The sequence below is a fragment of the Serratia sp. DD3 genome, from assembly GCF_000496755.2.
Genome location: NZ_AYKS02000071.1, coordinates 239,738 through 259,425 on the forward strand (window position 1 = coordinate 239,738; position 19,688 = coordinate 259,425).

Annotated in this window: 16 protein-coding genes and 1 pseudogene; 9 read left to right on the forward strand and 8 right to left on the reverse strand. The window is 50.6% G+C overall.

The annotated features are described in order from the left end of the window. The first annotated feature begins 11 nt into the window (after window positions 1-11). The 4 genes from arnT to IO95_RS13550 all read left to right on the forward strand — a co-directional run bounded on the left by arnT (window position 12) and on the right by IO95_RS13550 (window position 3,051). Window positions 12-1,676: a lipid IV(A) 4-amino-4-deoxy-L-arabinosyltransferase gene (gene arnT, locus IO95_RS13535; protein ID WP_023490313.1), complete on the forward strand. Its 1,665-nt coding sequence runs from the start codon at window positions 12-14 to the stop codon at window positions 1,674-1,676. Further along, window positions 1,676-2,017, forward strand: coding sequence for a 4-amino-4-deoxy-L-arabinose-phosphoundecaprenol flippase subunit ArnE (gene arnE / locus IO95_RS13540; RefSeq protein WP_023490312.1), 342 nt, complete (start codon window positions 1,676-1,678; stop codon window positions 2,015-2,017). Before arnT ends, arnE begins: the two co-directional genes overlap by 1 nt. After that, the gene (arnF, locus tag IO95_RS13545) at window positions 2,014-2,409 is read left to right on the forward strand and encodes a 4-amino-4-deoxy-L-arabinose-phosphoundecaprenol flippase subunit ArnF (protein ID WP_023490311.1); all 396 of its coding nucleotides are present in this window, start codon (window positions 2,014-2,016) and stop codon (window positions 2,407-2,409) included. The genes arnE and arnF overlap by 4 nt, the downstream gene beginning before the upstream one ends. 183 nt (window positions 2,410-2,592) lie before the next feature. Then, entirely contained in the window at window positions 2,593-3,051 is a 459-nt protein-coding gene (locus IO95_RS13550; RefSeq protein ID WP_023490310.1) for an NlpC/P60 family protein, read from the forward strand. A gap of 92 nt (window positions 3,052-3,143) precedes the next feature. Here the strand turns inward: IO95_RS13550 and IO95_RS13555 are convergent, their stop codons facing one another. After that, the gene (locus IO95_RS13555) at window positions 3,144-4,190 is read right to left on the reverse strand and encodes a 3-deoxy-7-phosphoheptulonate synthase (protein WP_023490309.1); all 1,047 of its coding nucleotides are present in this window, start codon (window positions 4,188-4,190) and stop codon (window positions 3,144-3,146) included. Window positions 4,191-4,391: 201 nt separating this feature from the next. Between IO95_RS13555 and IO95_RS24800 the strand changes: the two are divergent. Continuing rightward, window positions 4,392-4,597 (forward strand): annotated as a pseudogene (locus tag IO95_RS24800) (putative PEP-binding protein); the annotation flags it as partial. A gap of 83 nt (window positions 4,598-4,680) precedes the next feature. Here the strand turns inward: IO95_RS24800 and IO95_RS13560 are convergent. From IO95_RS13560 to ydiK, 7 genes are all read right to left on the reverse strand, one after another. After that, window positions 4,681-5,304: a CDP-alcohol phosphatidyltransferase family protein gene (locus IO95_RS13560; protein ID WP_023490308.1), complete on the reverse strand. Its 624-nt coding sequence runs from the start codon at window positions 5,302-5,304 to the stop codon at window positions 4,681-4,683. Beyond that, the gene (locus IO95_RS13565) at window positions 5,297-5,938 is read right to left on the reverse strand and encodes an ATP-binding cassette domain-containing protein (protein ID WP_023490307.1); all 642 of its coding nucleotides are present in this window, start codon (window positions 5,936-5,938) and stop codon (window positions 5,297-5,299) included. The genes IO95_RS13560 and IO95_RS13565 overlap by 8 nt, the downstream gene beginning before the upstream one ends. A gap of 1 nt (window position 5,939) precedes the next feature. Then, window positions 5,940-7,559 (reverse strand): ABC transporter permease, encoded by a 1,620-nt coding sequence (locus tag IO95_RS13570; protein ID WP_023490306.1) that lies wholly within the window; start codon window positions 7,557-7,559, stop codon window positions 5,940-5,942. Further along, on the reverse strand, window positions 7,532-8,719 hold the full coding sequence (locus IO95_RS13575) for an ABC transporter substrate-binding protein (RefSeq protein ID WP_072011682.1): 1,188 nt from the start codon (window positions 8,717-8,719) through the stop codon (window positions 7,532-7,534). Before IO95_RS13575 ends, IO95_RS13570 begins: the two co-directional genes overlap by 28 nt. A gap of 23 nt (window positions 8,720-8,742) precedes the next feature. Then, window positions 8,743-9,828, reverse strand: coding sequence for an FAD-dependent oxidoreductase (locus IO95_RS13580; RefSeq protein ID WP_037385770.1), 1,086 nt, complete (start codon window positions 9,826-9,828; stop codon window positions 8,743-8,745). Continuing rightward, the gene (locus IO95_RS13585; RefSeq protein ID WP_023490303.1) at window positions 9,828-11,984 is read right to left on the reverse strand and encodes an FAD-dependent oxidoreductase; all 2,157 of its coding nucleotides are present in this window, start codon (window positions 11,982-11,984) and stop codon (window positions 9,828-9,830) included. The genes IO95_RS13580 and IO95_RS13585 overlap by 1 nt, the downstream gene beginning before the upstream one ends. Window positions 11,985-12,595: 611 nt before the next feature. Then, window positions 12,596-13,696 carry an AI-2E family transporter YdiK gene (gene ydiK, locus IO95_RS13590; RefSeq protein WP_023490300.1) on the reverse strand — a complete coding sequence of 367 codons (1,101 nt, stop codon included), beginning with the start codon at window positions 13,694-13,696 and terminating at the stop codon, window positions 12,596-12,598. Window positions 13,697-13,983: 287 nt separating this feature from the next. Here ydiK and IO95_RS13595 point away from each other — a divergent pair, with 287 nt between their 5' ends. From IO95_RS13595 to IO95_RS13605, 4 genes are all read left to right on the forward strand, one after another. Next, on the forward strand, window positions 13,984-17,043 hold the full coding sequence (locus tag IO95_RS13595; protein WP_023490299.1) for an FAD-binding and (Fe-S)-binding domain-containing protein: 3,060 nt from the start codon (window positions 13,984-13,986) through the stop codon (window positions 17,041-17,043). Next, window positions 17,040-17,456 (forward strand): 1,4-dihydroxy-2-naphthoyl-CoA hydrolase, encoded by a 417-nt coding sequence (gene menI / locus IO95_RS13600; protein WP_023490298.1) that lies wholly within the window; start codon window positions 17,040-17,042, stop codon window positions 17,454-17,456. The genes IO95_RS13595 and menI overlap by 4 nt, the downstream gene beginning before the upstream one ends. A gap of 161 nt (window positions 17,457-17,617) precedes the next feature. Then, window positions 17,618-17,992 carry a copper resistance protein gene (locus IO95_RS26105; RefSeq protein WP_072011677.1) on the forward strand — a complete coding sequence of 125 codons (375 nt, stop codon included), beginning with the start codon at window positions 17,618-17,620 and terminating at the stop codon, window positions 17,990-17,992. A gap of 453 nt (window positions 17,993-18,445) precedes the next feature. After that, a complete protein-coding gene (locus IO95_RS13605; RefSeq protein ID WP_200874172.1) occupies window positions 18,446-19,480 on the forward strand; it encodes an MBL fold metallo-hydrolase in 1,035 nt (344 codons plus the stop codon). The last annotated feature ends 208 nt before the right edge of the window (window positions 19,481-19,688 follow it).

A 19,688-nucleotide genomic window follows, 5' to 3' on the forward strand; every position in this document is an offset into this window, starting at 1 on the left:
AAGACGTTTCAATGAAAGCGCTGAAAGGAACCTGGGCTATCATCTTAGCCATTTTTTTTGTTTTAGTTTATTTGATCCCGCTTAACGGGCGCCAACTCTGGCAGCCGGATGAAACCCGTTATGCAGAAATTAGCCGTGAAATGTTGGCAAAAGGTGATTGGGTGGTGCCCAATTTGCTTGGCTTGCGCTATTTTGAAAAACCGGTAGCAGGTTACTGGTTTAACAATATCAGCCAGTGGCTATTTGGTGACAACAATTTTTCTGTCCGTTTTGCTTCAGCATTGAGTACTGCTCTGACCGCGCTATTGGTCTTTGCCTTAGCCTGGCTGATGTGGAAAAACGCCCGTAGAGCCAGTTTGGCAGCCCTGATTTTCTTGTCGATGTTCTTGGTTTTCGGTATCGGAACCTACAGTGCGCTTGATCCGATGATCGCATTGTGGCTGACTGCGGCGATGGTCAGTTATTATTTGGCACAGAACGCAACCAGCAAAAAAGGTAAGCTGGGTGGCTTTATTTTGCTGGGTCTGGCTTGTGGTATGGGCTTTATGACCAAAGGGTTTCTAGCCCTGGCGGTACCGGTGATTGCGGTTATCCCGATTGTTATTCAGCAACGGAAATTTAAAGAGCTATTCAGTTATGGTCCGATCGCTGTGGTGGTCGCGGTGCTACTTAGTTTGCCGTGGGCATTGGCAGTGGCGCAGCGTGAGCCGGATTACTGGCATTACTTTTTCTGGATAGAGCATATTCAGCGTTTTGTTGAGGAGAATGCACAGCATAAAGCGCCATTCTGGTATTACATTCCAGTTCTGATTGCCGGTGTGCTGCCTTGGGTAGCGTTATTACCGGGCTCATTATTGAAAGGTTGGCGTGAACGTGTTCGCGCTCCTGAGTTATTCTTTTTACTCAGTTGGGTAGTAATGCCGATACTGTTTTTCAGTATCGCTAAAGGCAAACTGCTGACTTATATCCTATCTTGCATGGCACCGCTGGCATTGCTGATGGCAGCTTATGCTGATGATTGTATGGCTCAATTGCGCCGTGGGGTATTCAAGGCGAATGCCATTATCAATGGGTTATTTGGTGTAGTCGGCATTCTTGCCTTGTTGGTATTGGCGTCAGGTTGGCTACCGAATGTAAATCCGTTTTCTTCTGAAGAGTGGCCAAAAATCGTCCTAGGCGTGATCGCTTTTGCCAGTTGGTTGTTGTTTGCGGTCGTTTCTACCCGTGGTAATGCCCGTTATTGGCCTTGGGCGGCAGCATGCCCGGTGGTGCTGTGTTTATTAATTGGTTATAGCATTCCGCAGCAAGTGATTAACTCGAAACAACCGCAAGAGTTTATTGCTGCCAATATGACTCCTCTACGAGAGAGCAAGTTTGTGCTTGCTGATAACGTCGGCGTGGCTGCCAGCCTGGCTTGGGAGCTGAAGCGTAGCGACATACTGATGTTTAGCGCGAAAGACGAGGTGACTTACGGGTTGAGTTATGCTGATGCACGCGACCATTACGTCAGTGAGCAGGATTTCCCCCAGTGGTTGGCACAGGCGCGTAAGCAAGGGGCGGTTGCCTTGGTACTACAGCTTTCCCGCAATGAGCAGGTATCCCCCAGCCTACCCAAGCCCGATAGTGTAACTACGACGCACCGTCTGGCTTTGTTATGGTATAAGCAGCAACCCTGATGGCTTATTTTTTAGTGATCCTGGTCTGCCTGCTGACTTGCGCTGGGCAATTATGCCAGAAGCAGGCAGCACAGTCCTGGCAACTGGTCTCTGAACGGCGGTTGGCAGTGACTTTGCGCTGGCTGGCTGCGGCTATTGTTTTTCTGGGCCTGGGGATGTTGTTTTGGCTTAATGTGTTACAGCGTTTGCCACTCAGCTTGGCTTATCCGATGATCAGCTTTAATTTTGTGCTGGTGACGTTGGCGGCACGCTGGCTGTTTAATGAGCCGACGACACCACGTCATTGGTGTGGTGTCGCATCTATCATGCTGGGGATATTACTGATGAGCCTTGATTTATGAAAGGTTACCTATGGGGGGCTGCCAGCGTCCTCTTGGTGACGTTGGCACAGTTGCTAATGAAGTGGGGGATGACCCAGATCCCATTATTATCTCTCGCTGAAATGACATTATCATTTTTGCAGCAATATTGGTTAGTCTTGCTGGCAGTAGCTGGCGGGATCTTTGCCTATGCTTTGTCGATGTTATGTTGGTTCTTTGCCTTGCGTTATCTGCCGTTAAACCGGGCTTATCCGTTATTGAGCGTCAGTTATGCCTTAGTTTATTTCGGTGCGGTGCTTCTACCTTGGTTTAATGAGCCAGTGACATTGTTTAAAACGCTGGGCACGTTACTTATTCTATTTGGCGTCTGGTTGATTAATAGCCGAAGCCCGGTAGGATCTCACCCTAAATAAACAAATTCCTTTTGTTACTATTGATATCTGCTGTTTAAATAACAGCAGATATATTTCTTGCAAAATTTGCTTTTGGTTATACTCAGAGATAAATTAGCCAGAAATAATCCGTTGTATATCGGGGCTCAGGGTAAGACTTGGGCAGTATAAATCCGGCAATGTATCAGTGAAGAGAACAATGCGATGCGCATATGGTTTTTATTGGCTTGTTTAATTCTTGCTGGTTGCAGTAGCCAGGCACCGCCACCGAGTGGCCGTTTATCAGACTCGATAGTGGTGGTGGCAAAACTCAATGAACAATTGAATCAATGGAATGGTACCCCGTATCGCTATGGGGGCTTGGATCGTAATGGTGTTGATTGCTCCGGTTTTGTTTACCGTACTTTCCGTGATCGCTTTGATATGCAATTGCCGCGTTCTACCGAGCAGCAAACGGAGTTAGGAACTAAAGTTTCTCGTGATGAGCTGCTACCGGGTGACTTGGTATTTTTCAAAACCGGCAGTGGTGAGAATGGATTGCATGTGGGTATTTATGATACCGATGATCAATTTATTCATGCGTCAACCAGCAGAGGCGTGACGCGGTCGTCATTGAATAATAGCTATTGGCGTAAAGTGTACTGGCAAGCACGTCGCATTTGATGGATAGCAACTTCTGACTTATTACTGGGTAGAAGGTACGTATCCATCATCATTCAAGTTGCGCTTAAGGTTGTGTCTTTTTCTGCCCTGGATCAGAAACGGCTATCTACCGCATCAGCTAGCATAGCCAGCAACCGCTCGCTATCAGACCAACTCAGGCAGGGGTCAGTGATGGACTGACCATAAGTCAATGCATGACCAGACACGACTTTTTGTGTTCCTTCCACCAGAAAACTTTCTGCCATGACCCCGGCGACTGCCATTGAGCCGGCGCGAATTTGTTGGCAGATATCTTCAGCGACATCCAATTGGCGACGGTGTAATTTCTGGCAATTGCCGTGACTGAAATCAATCACTAACTGCTCAGGGAGATCGAATTCGCGCAGACTATCACAAGCGGCAACAATATCTTCGGCATGATAATTCGGTTTTTTACCACCACGCATAATGATGTGGCCGTAAGGGTTACCGCTGGTTTGATAAATCGTCATTTGTCCCTGTTTATCGGGTGATAGAAATAGATGCCCGGCGCGAGCGGCGCGGATGGCGTCAATGGCGATTCGGGTATTGCCATCGGTACCATTTTTAAAACCTACCGGGCAGGAGAGTGCTGAGGCCATTTCACGGTGGATCTGGCTTTCCGTGGTTCTGGCCCCGATAGCTCCCCAACTGATCAGGTCGGCAATATACTGCCCGGTCACCATATCCAAGAACTCCGTGGCGGTCGGTAGGCCAAGCTGGTTCACTTCCAGCAGCAGCTTACGGGCCATTTCAATCCCACGGTTAACCTGATAACTGCCATCCAGGCCAGGGTCGGATATCAGCCCTTTCCAGCCGATTACGGTGCGTGGTTTCTCAAAATAGGTACGCATCACGATTTCCAGGCGATCTTGATAATGCTGGCGCTGGGAATGCAGGCGATGAGCATAATCGGTTGCGGCATCCAGGTCATGGATGGAACAAGGGCCAATCACCACCAGCAAGCGTTTATCTTCACCTGTCAGGATTTTTCCGATAGCTTCACGTGACATTGTCACGCATTGTGCGACTGAGGGTGTGATGGGTAATTTTTCAGCCAGTGATTTTGGCGTGATAAGGCTGTCGATGCGCGTAGTCCGCAGTTCATCTGTTTTTTGCATGGTTTTCTCTGAAAGCTGTTCTTCGCGACGGTAGAAGTACCGGGAAGTGATGTTGCTCACAATAACCTAAAAACCGCCGAATTCAACTGTAGAGAGCAGGCTCTGCTGATTGATGCGGATAAAAAACGCCACGGACAGTGTTCAAAAAAACTACGTATCAAATAACACAGTCGCTGTAGTAAGAGCAAAAGACGCTGTATTTTCTCTATCGGTTCTAACGATATGACCCAGTTAACGTCGGGGCAGGAGCGAGACTCCGGTGCGGTTTCTGAATTGTTTGATGAATGCAAAGGTGTGATTAACGCACTGCTTTCTATGGTGATTCGATGGACCAGGGCATCGATGGTTTATCCCTCAATCCCGATACGGTGGTGCAAACCTGGGTACGTTTAGCGCAGAGAAGCTAGTTGTTGGTGCGTTGAGATCAAAAAGCCGTCACGGGATGTGGCGGCTTACAGGCTGTTGACGAAGCCCTTCTTATCATCTTGGGTTATCCGTCCGTGCTTTTGGATGAAAAGAGTGTGAGCCCAGCCATTATCCTCGTGACGGTGGTGATGGCACACAAGGCGGCAAAGCCATAGGCCAGCCAGGAGAAGTGCTCAGGTAGCAGGCACATTAATACAAACAGCAACAGGGTTTCACTGCTCTCCGTTAAGCCCCCCAGATAATAAAACCCTTTGTTAGGATAAGCGCTGCTGGCAATAGCGCGTTTCTCGGCGATAACAGCAAACGCGAGAAAACTGCAACCGGTACCAATAAAACTGTAGATCAAGACGCTGGCGGAGAGAGCATTGTTAGTGGGGTCGGCAAAGGCAAAGCCCAGCGGAATGGAGGAATAGAATAAAAAATCCAGGGTAATATCCAAAAAGGCTCCCCGATCGGTTGGGCCGTTTAATCTTGCCAGGGCACCATCGAGTGTATCGGCCAGTCGGTTCAGTACGATAAACAATAGTGCCCAATAGTATGCATGAGAAACAATTAAAAGAGGCGCGCACAAGCCCAGTATAAACCCCAGCCAGGTGATCTGATCGGCTTTTACCCCCATCCGTTGAAACTTTCTAGCGACGGTTTCACGTACTTTTTTACTCTTTTCCAGCAGGTAACGATCAAACATGGTGACTTTCTCCTAGTAGGATGACCTTTCCATTAGGAGGGATATCCTGAGCATCATGAGTCACCAGCACCGCCGGTATACCCTTGCATGCAATGTGTTCAAAAACAAACTGACGAAATCGTGCGCGCAGATGAATATCCAATCGGCTGAACGGCTCATCGAGTAACAACGCTTCCGGTTCAGCCAGCAGGGCACGCAACAAGCTGACCCGGGCACGTTGCCCACCGGATAACGTTGCCGGATCCCGGGTATAAAATCCTGCCAATTCCGTCTCATCCAGTTGGCGTTCAATATATTGTTTGCGTTGATCTTTACCTGTCATAGTAGCGGGTAGCGCCAGAGCCAGGTTTTGCCCGACACTCAAATGCGGAAACAGTAAATCATCCTGAAAGAGGATACCGATGCGCCGCTGCTCTGTCGGGCGTAGATCCCGACGAGTCCCGTTCAACCATAACTCGCCCTCCGCGCCAAAGGCAGGCGGGAGTTCACCTATCATCCAACTGAGCAATGTTGATTTTCCTGTGCCTGAAGGCCCCATCAGGGTCACGATGTGACCGGAAGGCACATCGAAACTGATATTTTGCAACAACGGATGTGTTGAGCGGGTGAGCGTAACCGCACGAGCAGACAGCATATCAGCGTAATCCTTGTCGATAGTAACCAGCCAGCAGGCCGGACAAAACAGCAACCAGAAATACCATGGCGGGTAAGAAAAATTGCAGCAAGGCCTGAACGGCCAGCGTTCGGGGATCGCCACCACTGCTCAGGGCGACGGCCTCAGTGGTTACGGTAACAAAACGGCCCGCACCGGCATAAAGTGTGGGCAAATATTGGGCAATACTGACGGAAAAACCAATCGCCCAAGCGGAGAGGAAGGGGCGCAATAATGATGGCCACTTCACCCACAATAAAACCTGCCAGGCAGGTAGCCCCAGAGAGCGCGCTGATAGCAGGAGACGGGGTTCAACCTGACGGTAGGCCGGAGTTAGAACCAGTAACATATACGGGATCATCCAGAGCAAATGACTCCATGCCACGGCAATAAACGTGCCATCCCAGCCCCAGCGCAATAACACACCGTATTGGCCTATCACCAACGGCAATGCAGGCAGCAAGAGAGGTAGCCACAGAAAGAAACCGTAGCGCGGAGTTCCCCATTCAAGCCAGAAAACGACCATCACTAGTGCACAGAGGCTGGTCGCGATCCCCAGCATCAGGGCTGTCAAAAGTGGGGTCAAGTCGGTGAGCTGCCAGGCTACCAATGACCAGCGTTGTGGTAACAGAGCGGGGTAAAACCAGCTGCTGGCCAATGACCAGACCAACAATATCAGCAATACCATCCCCCCTATCAGGGTCATCATATCTGCCAGCCAGGAGAGTGCATGCGTGCCAGACGCCAGATAGCGCTGACCAGAATGTGGGAACAGGCAGCTACGCCACACCCGCCACAGCAGATACCCCGCCAACGAAAGTGCAGCGAGCAGGGCAATCAGTAGCAACGCAGCAATCATGCCTTTGGCCTGGATGGCTGGTGAAGCGTCATTGAGCCACTGCCAGGTCAGCACGGCTAATGTGGGCGGATTACCTGGCCCCAGGATAATCGCCACATCGACGACTGAGATATTGTAGGCCAGCACGGCCACTATCGCCCACCCCAGGGAGGGCAGCAATTGGGGAAGCAACACCAGCCAACTGCTTTGCAGGCGGCCATATCCGAGGCTGCGCATGATCAGCAATTGAGGCTGTAAGTCAGTCTGCTTCAGTTGGGCACTGACGACCCATAATAAAAACCAACTCTCTTTCAGCGCGAGAGTCAGACCAAGGCCCACGCCATAAGGATCATACAGGGCTTCCCAACCACTTGCCGCCATCAGCCGAGCCAACCATCCGGTTGAGGAGAAAAGCAGCAGACTTCCGGCCGCGAATGCCACGTGTGGTATCGCCAGTAACGCAGGCAATTTGCGCATGTAGCGCTGCCAGCCAACTCCTGGGTACAACCCCAGCACAACGGACAGGCAAAGTAGCAGGGCACCCAGCGTGCCGATGGTAGAAGAGATGAGGGTGGTCAGCATGGCCGGAAACCATTGACCATCACGCCAGAACGCCCCCCAATTCTGCCCATGGAGGGTGGGTTCCAACATGAAACCCAGCCCCGGCAAGACAGGAAAAAACACTACCCCTACGCCACTCCAGGCCAACACTTTGCCGCTCAACGCACGGCTAGGTTTCAACGTACACCGTACCGTTTCAACCATTCAGCCTCCAATGCTGCAATCCAGGCTGAATCGGGCTCAGCCAAAACAGGCACCGACGCTTGAGTGCCGGGCTGGTTTCTCTCCAGTTCGGCTTGCCAGTGCAGAGGAAGTTTATGAGGATCGAGGACAGTCGGATCGCCCCAGACCTGAGGGTCAGCTTTGCGCAGTTGTGCCTGTGGGGAAAGAAGAAAGTTGGCCACGACCTGGGCTCCCGCTTTGGCGTTGGCATTAAAAGGGATAGCCACGAAATGGACGTTACCCAGCATCCCTTGCTGAAAACCAAAGGCATAGGCACTGTCAGGAAGTTGTCCACCGGCAATCAGGTTGGCAACATGTGCTGGATTGAACGTCATAGAGAGCCTGACCACACCATCCGCCAACAGGCGATCAATCTGTGCAGCAGAGGCCGGGAAGTCTTTGCCCTGACGCCACAGTAACGGATGGAGTTGGTCAAGGTAGTGCCACAACGGGGCTGTGAGTGTGGCAAATTGTTCTGGCTGTGGAGGCGTGGTGAATGCCTTGGGTGTTGTGGTTAGTGATAGCAACAACTGCTTTAGAAAAGCCGTTCCAATAAAATCCGGTGGGCGAGGGTAGGTCAACTGGCCGGGATGCGCGCGTGCTAATGCCAGCAGACTGGCGGGATCGCTGGGTGGTGTTGCCACACGCTGACTATCGGCAATCAACATCAGTTGTGCTTTGCCCCAAGGAGACTCAGCCCCCTCAGTGGGGATGGAAAAATCCTCCCGTACCGGCAGCGTGGTATCGACATACTGCCAATTGGGCAATTGCTCAGCCCAGTCGGTAGACAATAACCCTTCCATTTTCAGAGTTTTGAAGTTTTCACCATTCAGCCAGAGCAGATCGACGGAGCCTTTTTCGCGCCGACCTGCTGCTGCCTCTGCCTGTATGCGCCGCACGGCATCCGCAGTGTCAGAGAGAGGAACCAGCTTCAGGGTAATGGCGTACTGTTGTTGCATTTCTATCGCCACCCAACGTAAATAGGCATTGGCAGCAGCATCGCCACCCCAGGCATTAAGATAGACCGTTTGTCCTTGTGCCTGTTGTTTGAGCCGTTCCCAATGAGACGTTTCCGCTGTTGCCTGAAAGGTCCAGCCGAACATCAACATCACGATTACACTTACGCTTTGTAGTTGCCTCATCAACCTCATTTTATACTCTTTCCTCATATCAATTCGTCGACGCTGTGATGCCGGATAAACCGTCGGTCGAGAAAATCCTTCCACCGCCCCGCCCAACGCCCTTCGCCAGTCAGCGGCCCCCAACTCATCAGTGCGCCTCCTTGCCCGTCAGCCAAGAGTGCCAATGCCGAGGTGGCGGGTTTAAAGCGGACAAGGGGTTGCCGAGTGAACAGACGTTTCAGATTATTTGCCAAAACCTCTCCCTGGCGTACCGCATATACGCCGTTTTTGGGGGTATTGGGGATTGCTGCGCAATCTCCAGTGACAAAAACATGGGGATGAGAGGGGCTTTGTAGCGTGGCAGAGCTCTGAATAAAGCCTTGCCGATCACACTGCAGCCCCGAACTCTGCCACCAGGCTAATGGTGCCGGCCCGGTTGCCATGATCACCCTGTTTCCCTGCCACACCGCCTGCTTTCCGCTCATCAACTTGTCTCCGGCAAGGGTATCAGCAGTACAGTGCTCATGCACCTGAATACCCCTTTGGCGCAGATGACGCAGCGCTCGTGTCCGTAGCGAGGGGGGGTGACCGCGAAGCAGAGTACCGCCACAAAACAGTGCTAAAGAGGGGGTCTGATGCACCAGTGCCAGGGCTAACTCCACGCCAGCTGCGCCGCCACCGATGATCGCCACAGGTTCGGGATTTTTCTGCCACCGCTCCACTGTCAGCAGAAAATCGGCAAAGGGTTTCACCGGACATATCTCGATGGATGAGCGTTGACACTCGGGTAACCGGGGTATTGAACCGGTATTAACTGATAACCACTGCCCTTGCAGCCAGGTTTCGTCTGTCAACCTGACTCTTTTTCTGTCAGCCTCCAGTATATCCAGCGTGCCTTGGATAAACTCCACCCCCGCAGCCCGACAAAGAGGGGGCAAATGAATACGGCACTGTTCCGGTCGATAGTGCCCGGCCAATAATCCCGGCAGCATACCGGAGTACCACGCATAGGGGGATGGAGAAAGCAAGGCGATGCGCCTTGCCTTGATAGAATGGGCTGCCCACTGACGCAACACCACCACATGTGCATGCCCTGCACCGAGCAACAGGATATCGAACGCTGCAGCCATCAGGCCTTCCCCCCCAAACGCCAACGATGAAAACGTGCCAGCCACTGCATTAACCATGGCGGTGTGTGGGCCTTTTTCCATGCACCTGCAACGTATTTATTAGCCTCACTCAGCGTAGGATAAATATGGATGGTCGCCAATATCTTGTTTAACCCATAGCCGTGCTTCATGGCGGCGACATATTCCGTGATCAGTTCGCCGGCCTGTTCACCCACCACCGTCACCCCCAGAATACGGTCATGACCTGGCTCGGTTAACACCTGTATATAGCCATGCGCCGCGTTTTCGGTGATGGCCCGATCAAGTTCACTGAGTTCAAACCGGGTAAGCTCATAAGCAATGCCTAGCCGTCTGGCTTCCTGTTCATTTAATCCAACCCGGGCGACTTCGGGATCGGTAAAGGTCGCCCAAGGCATTAGTCGATAATCCACTTTAAAGCGTTTTATCTGGCCAAACAGGCCATTGACAGCGGCATACCAGGCCTGATGCGCCGAGGCGTGCGTAAACTGATAGGGGCCAGTGACATCCCCTACGGCAAAAATGTGCGGAAACCGGGTAGCCAGATATTCATCGGTTTCCAGGGTACCATTTTCCCTGACAACCAGGGAGAGCGTCTCCAGGCCAAATCCACTCACATTAGCCACGCGACCCAATGCCAGCAGCACGCGATCAAAGGGCAGAGAGACTTCCGTGGCATCGGCCTGACTATGGCAGATGAACTGATGCTTGCCTGCGTTTGTCTCAAAGCGCACCGCATGATGCAGCAGGCGTAGATCCACGCCATCGGCTCGCAGTGCCTGCATCACGGCTTCACTGGCCTCGTGGTCCTCGCGCTTTAGCACCCGATCCCCCCGTTCAACTAGCGTGACCGCGCACCCCAGGCGCTGAAATGCCTGCGCCAACTCACACCCGATAGGGCCGCCCCCGAGGATTAATAACCGTTGGGGTTGTTCACGCAGTGACCAAATCGTGTCGGTCGTCAAGGCATCAACCTGTTCCAGGCCAGGAATATCCGGGATGACAGGTCTGGCACCGGTTGCAATCACCATCGAGCGAGTACTCAGGTGCTGTCCGTTGACCTCCACGCTCCAGGGGGAGGTCACTGTCGCTTTTCCCTGGATCACCTCTACGCCGAGTTGAGAATAACGCTCAACAGAATCATGAGGTTCGATACGTTGGATAACCTGTTGGACCTGCGCCATCACCGCAGCAAAATCGACCTGACCGGAGACATGGCGGAAACCCAGTTGCTCAGCATGTTTCAGATCGTTTGCCAAACGGGCTGCACGAATTAACGCCTTTGAAGGCACACACCCGGTATTCAGGCAGTCTCCACCCATGTCACCTTTTTCAATCAGCGTCACTTTTGCCTTGACGGCTGCCGCGATATAAGCCGAGACCAGACCGCCGGAACCTGCACCGATCACCACCAGATTCCGATCAAAGTGTGCCGGTTTACGCCAACCGGCCAACAGTTGACGGCGTTTAAACACCTTCAATGCACTACGGGAAATCAGGGGTAACAGACCGAGCAATGCAAATGCCCCGAGCAACCCCGGCGAGATAATCCCCGCCAGAGAGGTGATCTGCGCCAGCTCGCGGCCTGCATTCACATAGACCAGCGTCCCTGGCAACATGCCCAATTGGCTGACCCACCAGAAGGTTGGTGCTGGCAGGCGGGTTACCCCCATCGCCAGATTGATCAGGAAGAAGGGGAAAACCGGCACCAGCCGCAATGCGAACAGGTAGAAAGCCCCATCCTGCACGATCCCTTTATCAATGACCCCAAGCCGATGCTGAAAACGCCGCTGTACCCAATCACGAAGCAGAAAACGGCTGATCAACATGGCCAGTGTTGCCCCCAGGGTTGAGGCAAAGGAAACCAGTACGGTGCCTTGCATCAGGCCAAACAAGGCCCCGGCAAGTAACGTCATCAGTACAGCACCCGGTACAGAGAGCGCGGTAAACAGCACATACAATAGGAAAAAGACGCCACCGACCAGCCAGGGTTTCTCTGCTACCCAGCCATTCAACCTCGCCTGATGACTTTTCAATACTGCCAGATTCAGGTACTCCGCTGGCGGGAAAAGTGTGAAAAGCCCCACAGCCAGCAGGATGATCATCAGCAAAAGCGTTTTTTTGTGATTCATTATCATGTTCAACATCCTTTGACGGGGGAAGCAAAGTGAAGCGTTTGTGGCCACCCGTAGAGGCCGGCGGGGCGCAAATTACCAGAATTTTTCCAGACCAGGTTTCTTCTTGGAATCGCCTTCGGCGCATTGTGTTTTGGCCATTCGCTTTATGGTGTGCTGCCAATGAGCCAGCAGTTGTTCCAATGCTGCCATATCCGCTTCCTGAGCGGCTGAATCAGTTCAGGACGCTGTATCATGGTGTATTCCTTTTCAGTTTCATGCTGTTGAGTATAGGTAACGCTCACGGTTATAGTCATGCTGAAATATTTTTTGGGCTGACCTTCCTATAAATATTGGCCACGGCTGAGAGCCTGTCCGACGATGTGGTTAAAAATCTGCTGGAAGATGACGCTGTGGTTGAAGTGGTTGCTACAGTTCTGGCTAAGGGTAGAAGCGTAAGGAACTTTTTCGGTGTGAGTCATGTGATGGGCAGACGGTTCTTTGAGCATGGAGAACAGTCCATTTATTGCACTGATGTTATTAGATCACAGCCCTGACCAATGGTCAGGGCTTTGTCAGCGATCTGAAAGCCGTCACGGGATGTGGCGGCGTTTGACATTTATTGTTGGCGCTATTTATTGCTGTTCAGGCTCTTTTTCGGCATCCATTGGCGCAGTAATCGGCTCTGGTGCTTCATTAACCCAGGCGCTGGTCAGGCGATAAGAGACCGCCAGAACCACCGGGCCAATAAACAGACCAATCATACCAAAGGCCAGTAAACCGCCGATAACGCCGGAAAGAATCAGAATCAATGGCAGGTCGGCACCCATGCGGATCAATGCTGGGCGGAGGACGTTGTCTAGGGTGCCCACCACACAACTCCAGATCAACAACACTGTCCCCCAAGTGGTATCGCCACTCCAATACAGCCAGATAATGGCAGGGATTAAGACCAATAATGGCCCCAATTGAGCAACACAAAATATAAACATCAATACTGACAGCAAGGTCGCGGCGGGAATACCGGCAATCGCTAAACCAATGCCTCCTAGCACTGATTGTACCAATGCGGTTACAACCACCCCGAGAGCCACGGCGCGGATAGCTTGCCCGGCGAGTACTACGGCGGCATCACCTCTGGCAGCACCAAGACGCACGGCAAAGTGGCGAATCGCCATACCAACCTGTTCCCCTCGGGCATACAACAAGGCACTGAATAACACCATCAACACGCAGTGCATCAGGAAACGGCCAATATGAGCTGCCTGGGTGACAAACCAGGTGGCTGTCTGACCGAGGTAAGGTTGCACTTTAGCAATCAATGCGCTGCCACCTGTATTGATTGACAGATGATAGCTGCTATATACACGCTCCCCGATCAGCGGAATATCGCGTAACCAGGCTAATTCAGGAATATTGACTTTACTGGGGGTATTCACCCACTCCAGGAGTGGGGCGCTGTTATCCACCACACTGCTAACCAAAAGTGCAATAGGGAGAACAAACAGTAAAAGCAGTAGGATGGTCATCACCACTACGGCGAGGGAGCGGCGACCCCAGAGCATACGTTGTAGCTTAATCAACAGCGGCCAAGTGGCAATCACCACCATGCTGGCCCAGGCAAAGCCAAGAATAAACGGTTGCACTACCCAAAAACTGGCAAGAATCATAATGGCGATAAACAACACACCAAAAATAATCGTGGGTAAATCGTATCGGCGTTGCAGTTGTGTCATGAATGCATTTTCATCCTGTTTCAGTTAAAACCTTTACGCTTTCATCATGGTGCATTTGCAGCAATTTTCACAGTTGGCAGAGCGCTTAACGGCGACCGCTTCTGTTGCTCTCACTTTATGATAATGTGAATGCGTTCACGAAATGAAGTATGTTAGTTTTTACTGACCATAAAAAATAGGGGGAATTGTGAATATAGGCGTATTCCCCAATTTATTTCGTTGCCACCTGCACCCATGCAGTTGGTTATCATCATGCAATTAAAAAACAGACAGGGTCAAAAAAGCGAATGATCCCACAGATTTCCCAGTCACCCGGCATCGTTCAACCGGTAGTCGATTTTTTAGCAGCGCTAAAACAGAACGGATTCAGCGGCGATATGGCCACCAGTTATGCGGATCGCCTAACGATGGCAACGGACAACAGTATCTATCAATTATTACCTGATGCAGTGCTGTTCCCCCGTTCAACGGCAGATGTGGCATTACTGGCCCGTTTGGCGGAGGACGAGCGTTTCAAAGCGCTGACTTTCAGCCCACGCGGCGGCGGTACCGGTACTAACGGCCAATCCCTTAACAGTGGCATTGTGGTTGATATGTCGCGCTACATGAACCGCATCCTGGAAATCAACCCAGAGCAAGGTTGGGTCCGGGTTGAAGCTGGGGTGATCAAAGACCAGCTTAACCAGTATCTGCGACCCTTCGGTTATTTTTTCTCGCCAGAATTATCCACCAGTAACCGAGCCACGCTGGGGGGGATGATCAATACCGATGCTTCCGGCCAGGGATCACTGGTTTATGGTAAAACGTCGGATCACGTGCTGGGGTTGCGGGCAGTATTGTTGGGCGGGGAGATGATCGATACCCGCGCGATGCCCACCCTGTTGGCTGAAACCATTGCCCAGGAAGAGACACCCGAAGGGCGTATCTATAATACCGTGCTAAACCGTTGCCGTGAGCAGCGCGCCTTGATTTTAGAAAAATTCCCCAAACTTAATCGCTTCCTTACTGGCTACGATTTGCGCCACGTTTTGAGCGACGACCTGCAAACCTTCGATCTGACCCGTATTCTCACCGGGGCCGAAGGCACCTTGGCATTTATTACGGAAGCACGGCTGGATATTACCCCGTTGCCGAAGGTACGCCGTTTGGTCAACGTAAAATATGACTCTTTTGATTCCGCACTGCGTAATGCCCCGTTTATGGTGGAAGCCAACGCCTTATCGGTAGAAACGATTGATTCTAAAGTGCTCAATCTGGCCCGTGAAGATATTGTCTGGCATTCGGTCAGTGAGTTGATCACCAATGTGGTGGATAAAGAGATGCTGGGGTTGAACATCGTCGAGTTTGCTGGCGATGATAGCTCCATTATCGATAGCCAGGTGTCGTCGCTCTGTCAACGCTTGGATGAATTGATCGCTACGCAGCAGTCTGGGGTGATTGGTTATCAGATATGCGGTGACCTCAGTAGCATCGAGCGTATTTACAATATGCGCAAAAAGGCAGTAGGGCTGCTGGGAAATGCTAAAGGGCAAGCTAAACCCATCCCGTTTGCCGAAGATACTTGCGTACCCCCGCAGCATTTGGCGGATTATATTAGTGAGTTCCGTCAACTACTCGACAGCCATAACCTGAGCTATGGCATGTTCGGCCATGTTGATGCGGGTGTGTTACATGTGCGCCCGGCATTGGACATGTGTGACCCGCAACAAGAAGTGTTAATGAAGCAGTTATCTGACCAAATAGTCGCTCTGACCGCCAAGTATGGTGGGTTGTTATGGGGGGAACATGGTAAAGGTTTCCGGGCGGAATACAGCCCGGCATTCTTTGGTGAGACGCTTTATCAAGAGCTACGGCGCATTAAGGCGGCATTTGATCCGCTTAATCGCCTGAACCCAGGCAAGATTTGCCCACCACTGGGTGTGGATGCCCCGATGATGAAAGTGGATGCGCAGAAACGCGGCACACTGGATCGCCAGATCCCGCTGGATACCCGTCTCTCGTTCCGTGGTGCCATGGAGTGTAACGGTAATGGGTTGTGCTTTAACTTCGATGTTAACAGCCCGATGTGCCCATCAATGAAGATCACTGGCAACCGGATCCACTCACCGAAAGGGCGGGCTGCCATGGTTCGTGAATGGTTGCGTCTGCTGGCGGAGCAGGGCTGTGACCCACTTGCCCTGGAAAAGCAGTTGCCACAACAGCGACTCAGTTTCCGCTCATTGATCGAAAAAACGCGTAACACCTGGCAGGCGGCAAAAGGCGAGTATGACTTCTCCCATGAAGTGAAAGAAGCCATGTCAGGTTGCTTGGCTTGCAAAGCCTGTTCAACGCAATGCCCGATTAAAATCGACGTACCGAGTTTCCGCTCACGCTTTTTACAGCTCTATCACACTCGTTATTTACGGCCGGTGCGTGACTATATGGTTGCTGGCGTAGAAGGCTATACCCCATTGATGGCCAAAGCGCCGAAAGTGTTTAATTTTTTCTTTAAACAACCGTGGGTGGGTGAACTGAGCCGTCGTACGATCGGTATGGTGGATTTACCGCTGCTTTCCAGCCCAACGTTGCGCCAGCAACTTGCCGGCCATGGTGCCGTCAGTACCACGCTGGAGCAGTTAGAAGCGATGAGTGAAGCACAGCGCCAACAGTATGTGCTGGTGGTGCAAGATCCCTTTACCAGCTATTACGATGCACAGGTGGTGGCTGATTTTGTTCGCCTGGTTGAGAAATTGGGCTACCAACCGGTGCTGCTGCCTTTCTCGCCAAATGGAAAAGCGCAACATATCAAAGGCTTTTTGGCGCATTTTGCCAAAACAGCACGTAAAACCGCGGATTTCCTCAACCGGGTGGCCAAATTAGGCTTACCGATGGTGGGGGTCGACCCTGCGTTGGTACTGTGCTATCGCGATGAATATCAAGAAATTCTTGGCGATAGCCGGGGGAGTTTCCAGGTACAGCTGGTACATGAGTGGCTACAACCCTTGCTGGCGGCACGTGAACAGCAGCCGACAGCGGAGGGGGAGGCATGGTATCTGCTTGGGCACTGTACTGAAACCACCGAGTTACCGGCGAGCGCTGGGCAATGGAGCGCCATCTTTGCCTGTTTGGGTGCCAAACTGGAAAATGTGAATGTAGGTTGTTGTGGTATGGCGGGAACCTATGGGCACGAAGCCAAAAACCAACAAAATTCGCTCGGTATCTACCAGTTATCATGGCATCAGGCGCTACAACGCTTGCCACAGCAACGTTGCCTGGCAACGGGGTATTCTTGCCGTAGCCAGGTGAAACGTATGGAAGGTAATCGGTTACGTCATCCGTTACAGGCTTTGTTGGAGATAATAGTGTGAAGCTGTGGAAGCGCGAAATAACCTTGGAACAACTTAACCAGACCGGTGAAGGTTGCATGGTAGGCCATGTGGGGATCCAATTCACTCATATGGCAGAGGATTACCTGGAGGCAACTATGCCAGTAGATCACCGTACCACTCAGCCATTTGGTCTGTTACATGGTGGTGCTTCGGTGGTACTGGCGGAATCGATGGGTTCCATGGCCGGTTATTTATGCACCGAGGGGGATCAGAAGCTAGTGGGGTTGGAGATTAATGCCAATCATATTCGGGCGGTATTTAAAGGGCAGGTGCGCGGTGTTTGCCGTGCCTTGCATATTGGGCGCCGCAATCAGGTGTGGCAGATAGAAATTTTCGATGATCGTGATCGTCTATGCTGCACTTCACGCCTGACCACGGCGGTGCTGGAGTAAGGTGCTGGCGTAAATAGCAATAAAGGTGGCGAGGCTTAGGGACGAGCCGAGTCATTAAATATGGAATTTACGTAATTTGACAGTTCTGTTTTTTAGTTTTATTGCAAAAAAAACTAAAAAAGGATACTGTCGCTCAATCTGAAATAATAAGTAGCTAACGAATGATTGCGCGCCAGCGAATTGCGAAATGGTTTTTATACTTAACTTGCTTAGTTGTGTTAACTTGTGTAACACAGCGAATGGTCGTATTTCATCCGTTACAACTTGCCGTTGAATCATCTAATGTAAGCGTAAACCAACATTCTATTAACAGTGATGTAGATACCACTTCCTCTGTTTCATGTAAACTTGGTGCCAAACTGCTAATGGCAGCATCACCAGTGATGTTTGAAGCAGTGATATTTGGGCTAGGAATGTTGTTCTTTATTCAGTCCCTGCTCATTGTTCCGCGCTTACAGTTACGTTTCCCTCCGCCAAGAGTTATCTCTCCAACTACCCTCCGGCTACATCTTCGATTATGTGTTTTTCGAGAATAAATAAATCCTCTGTTATACGGGGTGCTTGTTACTAATAAGTGAAATTTTATTTCATTAGTATTAACTTTGCTTAAAATTATATCTTTTACCTATACATAAAGTTAAAGATATTGATTGAAGGTCATCGGCAAAATTCATCTTGAAAGATATGACTCTGTGCCAATGGTTGTAAAGTTAATAAAAGGTATAAGTATTATATTTCGGTATGAGATACCGCCCTGTGTAACTTAATAAATATAAAATTCACACAAGTGTTGTGTTAGGCATTAACCCAGGTTGATTCAAGATGCAACTAGGCGAGAGTTGAGCGAAGCACCAGACGCATAGAGCACTATGTGACTGTGCAGATAGCGTTCAGCCCATACCCAGGTGCCATGAATGACGATAGGTATCGTCTGACCAATGAACTTAAGATAAATATTTACGCACAACCTTAATTGTGTTGAGTGAAATATGTTACCGAAAATGGTTAATTATATGTTTTTTAAGAAAAATTCAAAATTAAAATTTACTCTGTTTAATATTGTTATCACTGCAATGTTACTGAATGCGCCTTCTGCCTTGGCAGAAAACAAATCTTCCCTTGCGGAAAGCAAACCTTCGATAAAAGTCACCTTGCTTGGTACAGGAACTCCAGAACCCTCTATTCAGCGCTTTGGTTCAAGTGCACTCGTAGAGGCGGGGCCGGAAAAAATGATTTTCGATGCTGGGGCTGGCACTGGCAAACGGCTATGGCAGCTAGGTATTCCTATTGGTAAAGCCGGTCCATTTTTCCTGACACATCTTCATTCCGACCATACAGTGGATATCCCTGATATTTGGTTGAATGGCTATGTTGCAACACCCTATGGTGGACGTAAGACACCATTAGAAATTTATGGACCTGAAGGTACTCAAAATATGATGTTGTATTTGAGGAAAGCATTTGATTGGGATATTCGTGGCAGGGAAAATGGTCCAGGAAATCCTGTTATTAGCTTTAATGCCACAGAAATTAAAGAAGGTGTCGTTTTTAATCGAAATGGCGTCATGGTGACTGCATTTCTTGTCGATCACGGACATTCTGACCTTACCCCGGCATTCGGTTATCGAGTAGATTATGCTGGGAAGTCAGTGGTTATCTCTGGTGATACGCGCTTTAATGAAAACTTGATCAAACATGCCAAAGGGACGGATGTTCTTATTCATGAAGTGACCGCAGGAAATAAAGAGTTATTAGCTCAATCTAAAGCGGCTAGAGGTATCGTCGCACTTCATACCCCACCGGATGATGCAGGGAGAGTATTTAGTGTTGTCAAGCCAAAGCTCGCTGTATATACTCATATTGTTCTTTTAGGTAATAGTTCCTTTCCGGCACCTAGCGCCGATGACTTGATCCCTCTTACCAGAGAGACATATAAGGGGCCGCTAGTGGTTGGAGAAGATCTAATGAGAATTAACATCGGTGATGAAGTTAGTGTTGAAAAACTGAAGCTTCCCGCCCATTAAAATGGTACGACGAGTGGCTCTCGCTTATTAGCGTAGATAAGCCAGGAAAATACTTTTTCCGGCGATAAGCCCCTTGGGGTGTAAGCCGGAATTCCAGATTTTGCCGGGCTATAAGATCCAATTTTCCAATTCCGAGTTTGAGTAGCATTTCGCCCATCAGTCCGACTCGTCATACTAAAGTCATCGTTCGAATGGCCAGCGGTTCATC

What these genes read in the sequence shown, in the direction of transcription:
- arnT (WP_023490313.1), top strand. Translation starts at nt 12, where the DNA reads ATGAAAGCGCTGAAAGGAACCTGGGCTATCATCTTAGCCATTTTTTTT.
- arnE (WP_023490312.1), top strand. Translation starts at nt 1,676, where the DNA reads ATGGCTTATTTTTTAGTGATCCTGGTCTGCCTGCTGACTTGCGCTGGG.
- arnF (WP_023490311.1), top strand. Translation starts at nt 2,014, where the DNA reads ATGAAAGGTTACCTATGGGGGGCTGCCAGCGTCCTCTTGGTGACGTTG.
- IO95_RS13550 (WP_023490310.1), top strand. Translation starts at nt 2,593, where the DNA reads ATGCGCATATGGTTTTTATTGGCTTGTTTAATTCTTGCTGGTTGCAGT.
- IO95_RS13555 (WP_023490309.1), bottom strand. Translation starts at nt 4,190, where the DNA reads ATGCAAAAAACAGATGAACTGCGGACTACGCGCATCGACAGCCTTATC.
- IO95_RS13560 (WP_023490308.1), bottom strand. Translation starts at nt 5,304, where the DNA reads ATGTTTGATCGTTACCTGCTGGAAAAGAGTAAAAAAGTACGTGAAACC.
- IO95_RS13565 (WP_023490307.1), bottom strand. Translation starts at nt 5,938, where the DNA reads ATGCTGTCTGCTCGTGCGGTTACGCTCACCCGCTCAACACATCCGTTG.
- IO95_RS13570 (WP_023490306.1), bottom strand. Translation starts at nt 7,559, where the DNA reads ATGGTTGAAACGGTACGGTGTACGTTGAAACCTAGCCGTGCGTTGAGC.
- IO95_RS13575 (WP_072011682.1), bottom strand. Translation starts at nt 8,719, where the DNA reads ATGAGGCAACTACAAAGCGTAAGTGTAATCGTGATGTTGATGTTCGGC.
- IO95_RS13580 (WP_037385770.1), bottom strand. Translation starts at nt 9,828, where the DNA reads ATGGCTGCAGCGTTCGATATCCTGTTGCTCGGTGCAGGGCATGCACAT.
- IO95_RS13585 (WP_023490303.1), bottom strand. Translation starts at nt 11,984, where the DNA reads ATGATAATGAATCACAAAAAAACGCTTTTGCTGATGATCATCCTGCTG.
- ydiK (WP_023490300.1), bottom strand. Translation starts at nt 13,696, where the DNA reads ATGACACAACTGCAACGCCGATACGATTTACCCACGATTATTTTTGGT.
- IO95_RS13595 (WP_023490299.1), top strand. Translation starts at nt 13,984, where the DNA reads ATGATCCCACAGATTTCCCAGTCACCCGGCATCGTTCAACCGGTAGTC.
- IO95_RS26105 (WP_072011677.1), top strand. Translation starts at nt 17,618, where the DNA reads ATGATTGCGCGCCAGCGAATTGCGAAATGGTTTTTATACTTAACTTGC.
- IO95_RS13605 (WP_200874172.1), top strand. Translation starts at nt 18,446, where the DNA reads ATGTTACCGAAAATGGTTAATTATATGTTTTTTAAGAAAAATTCAAAA.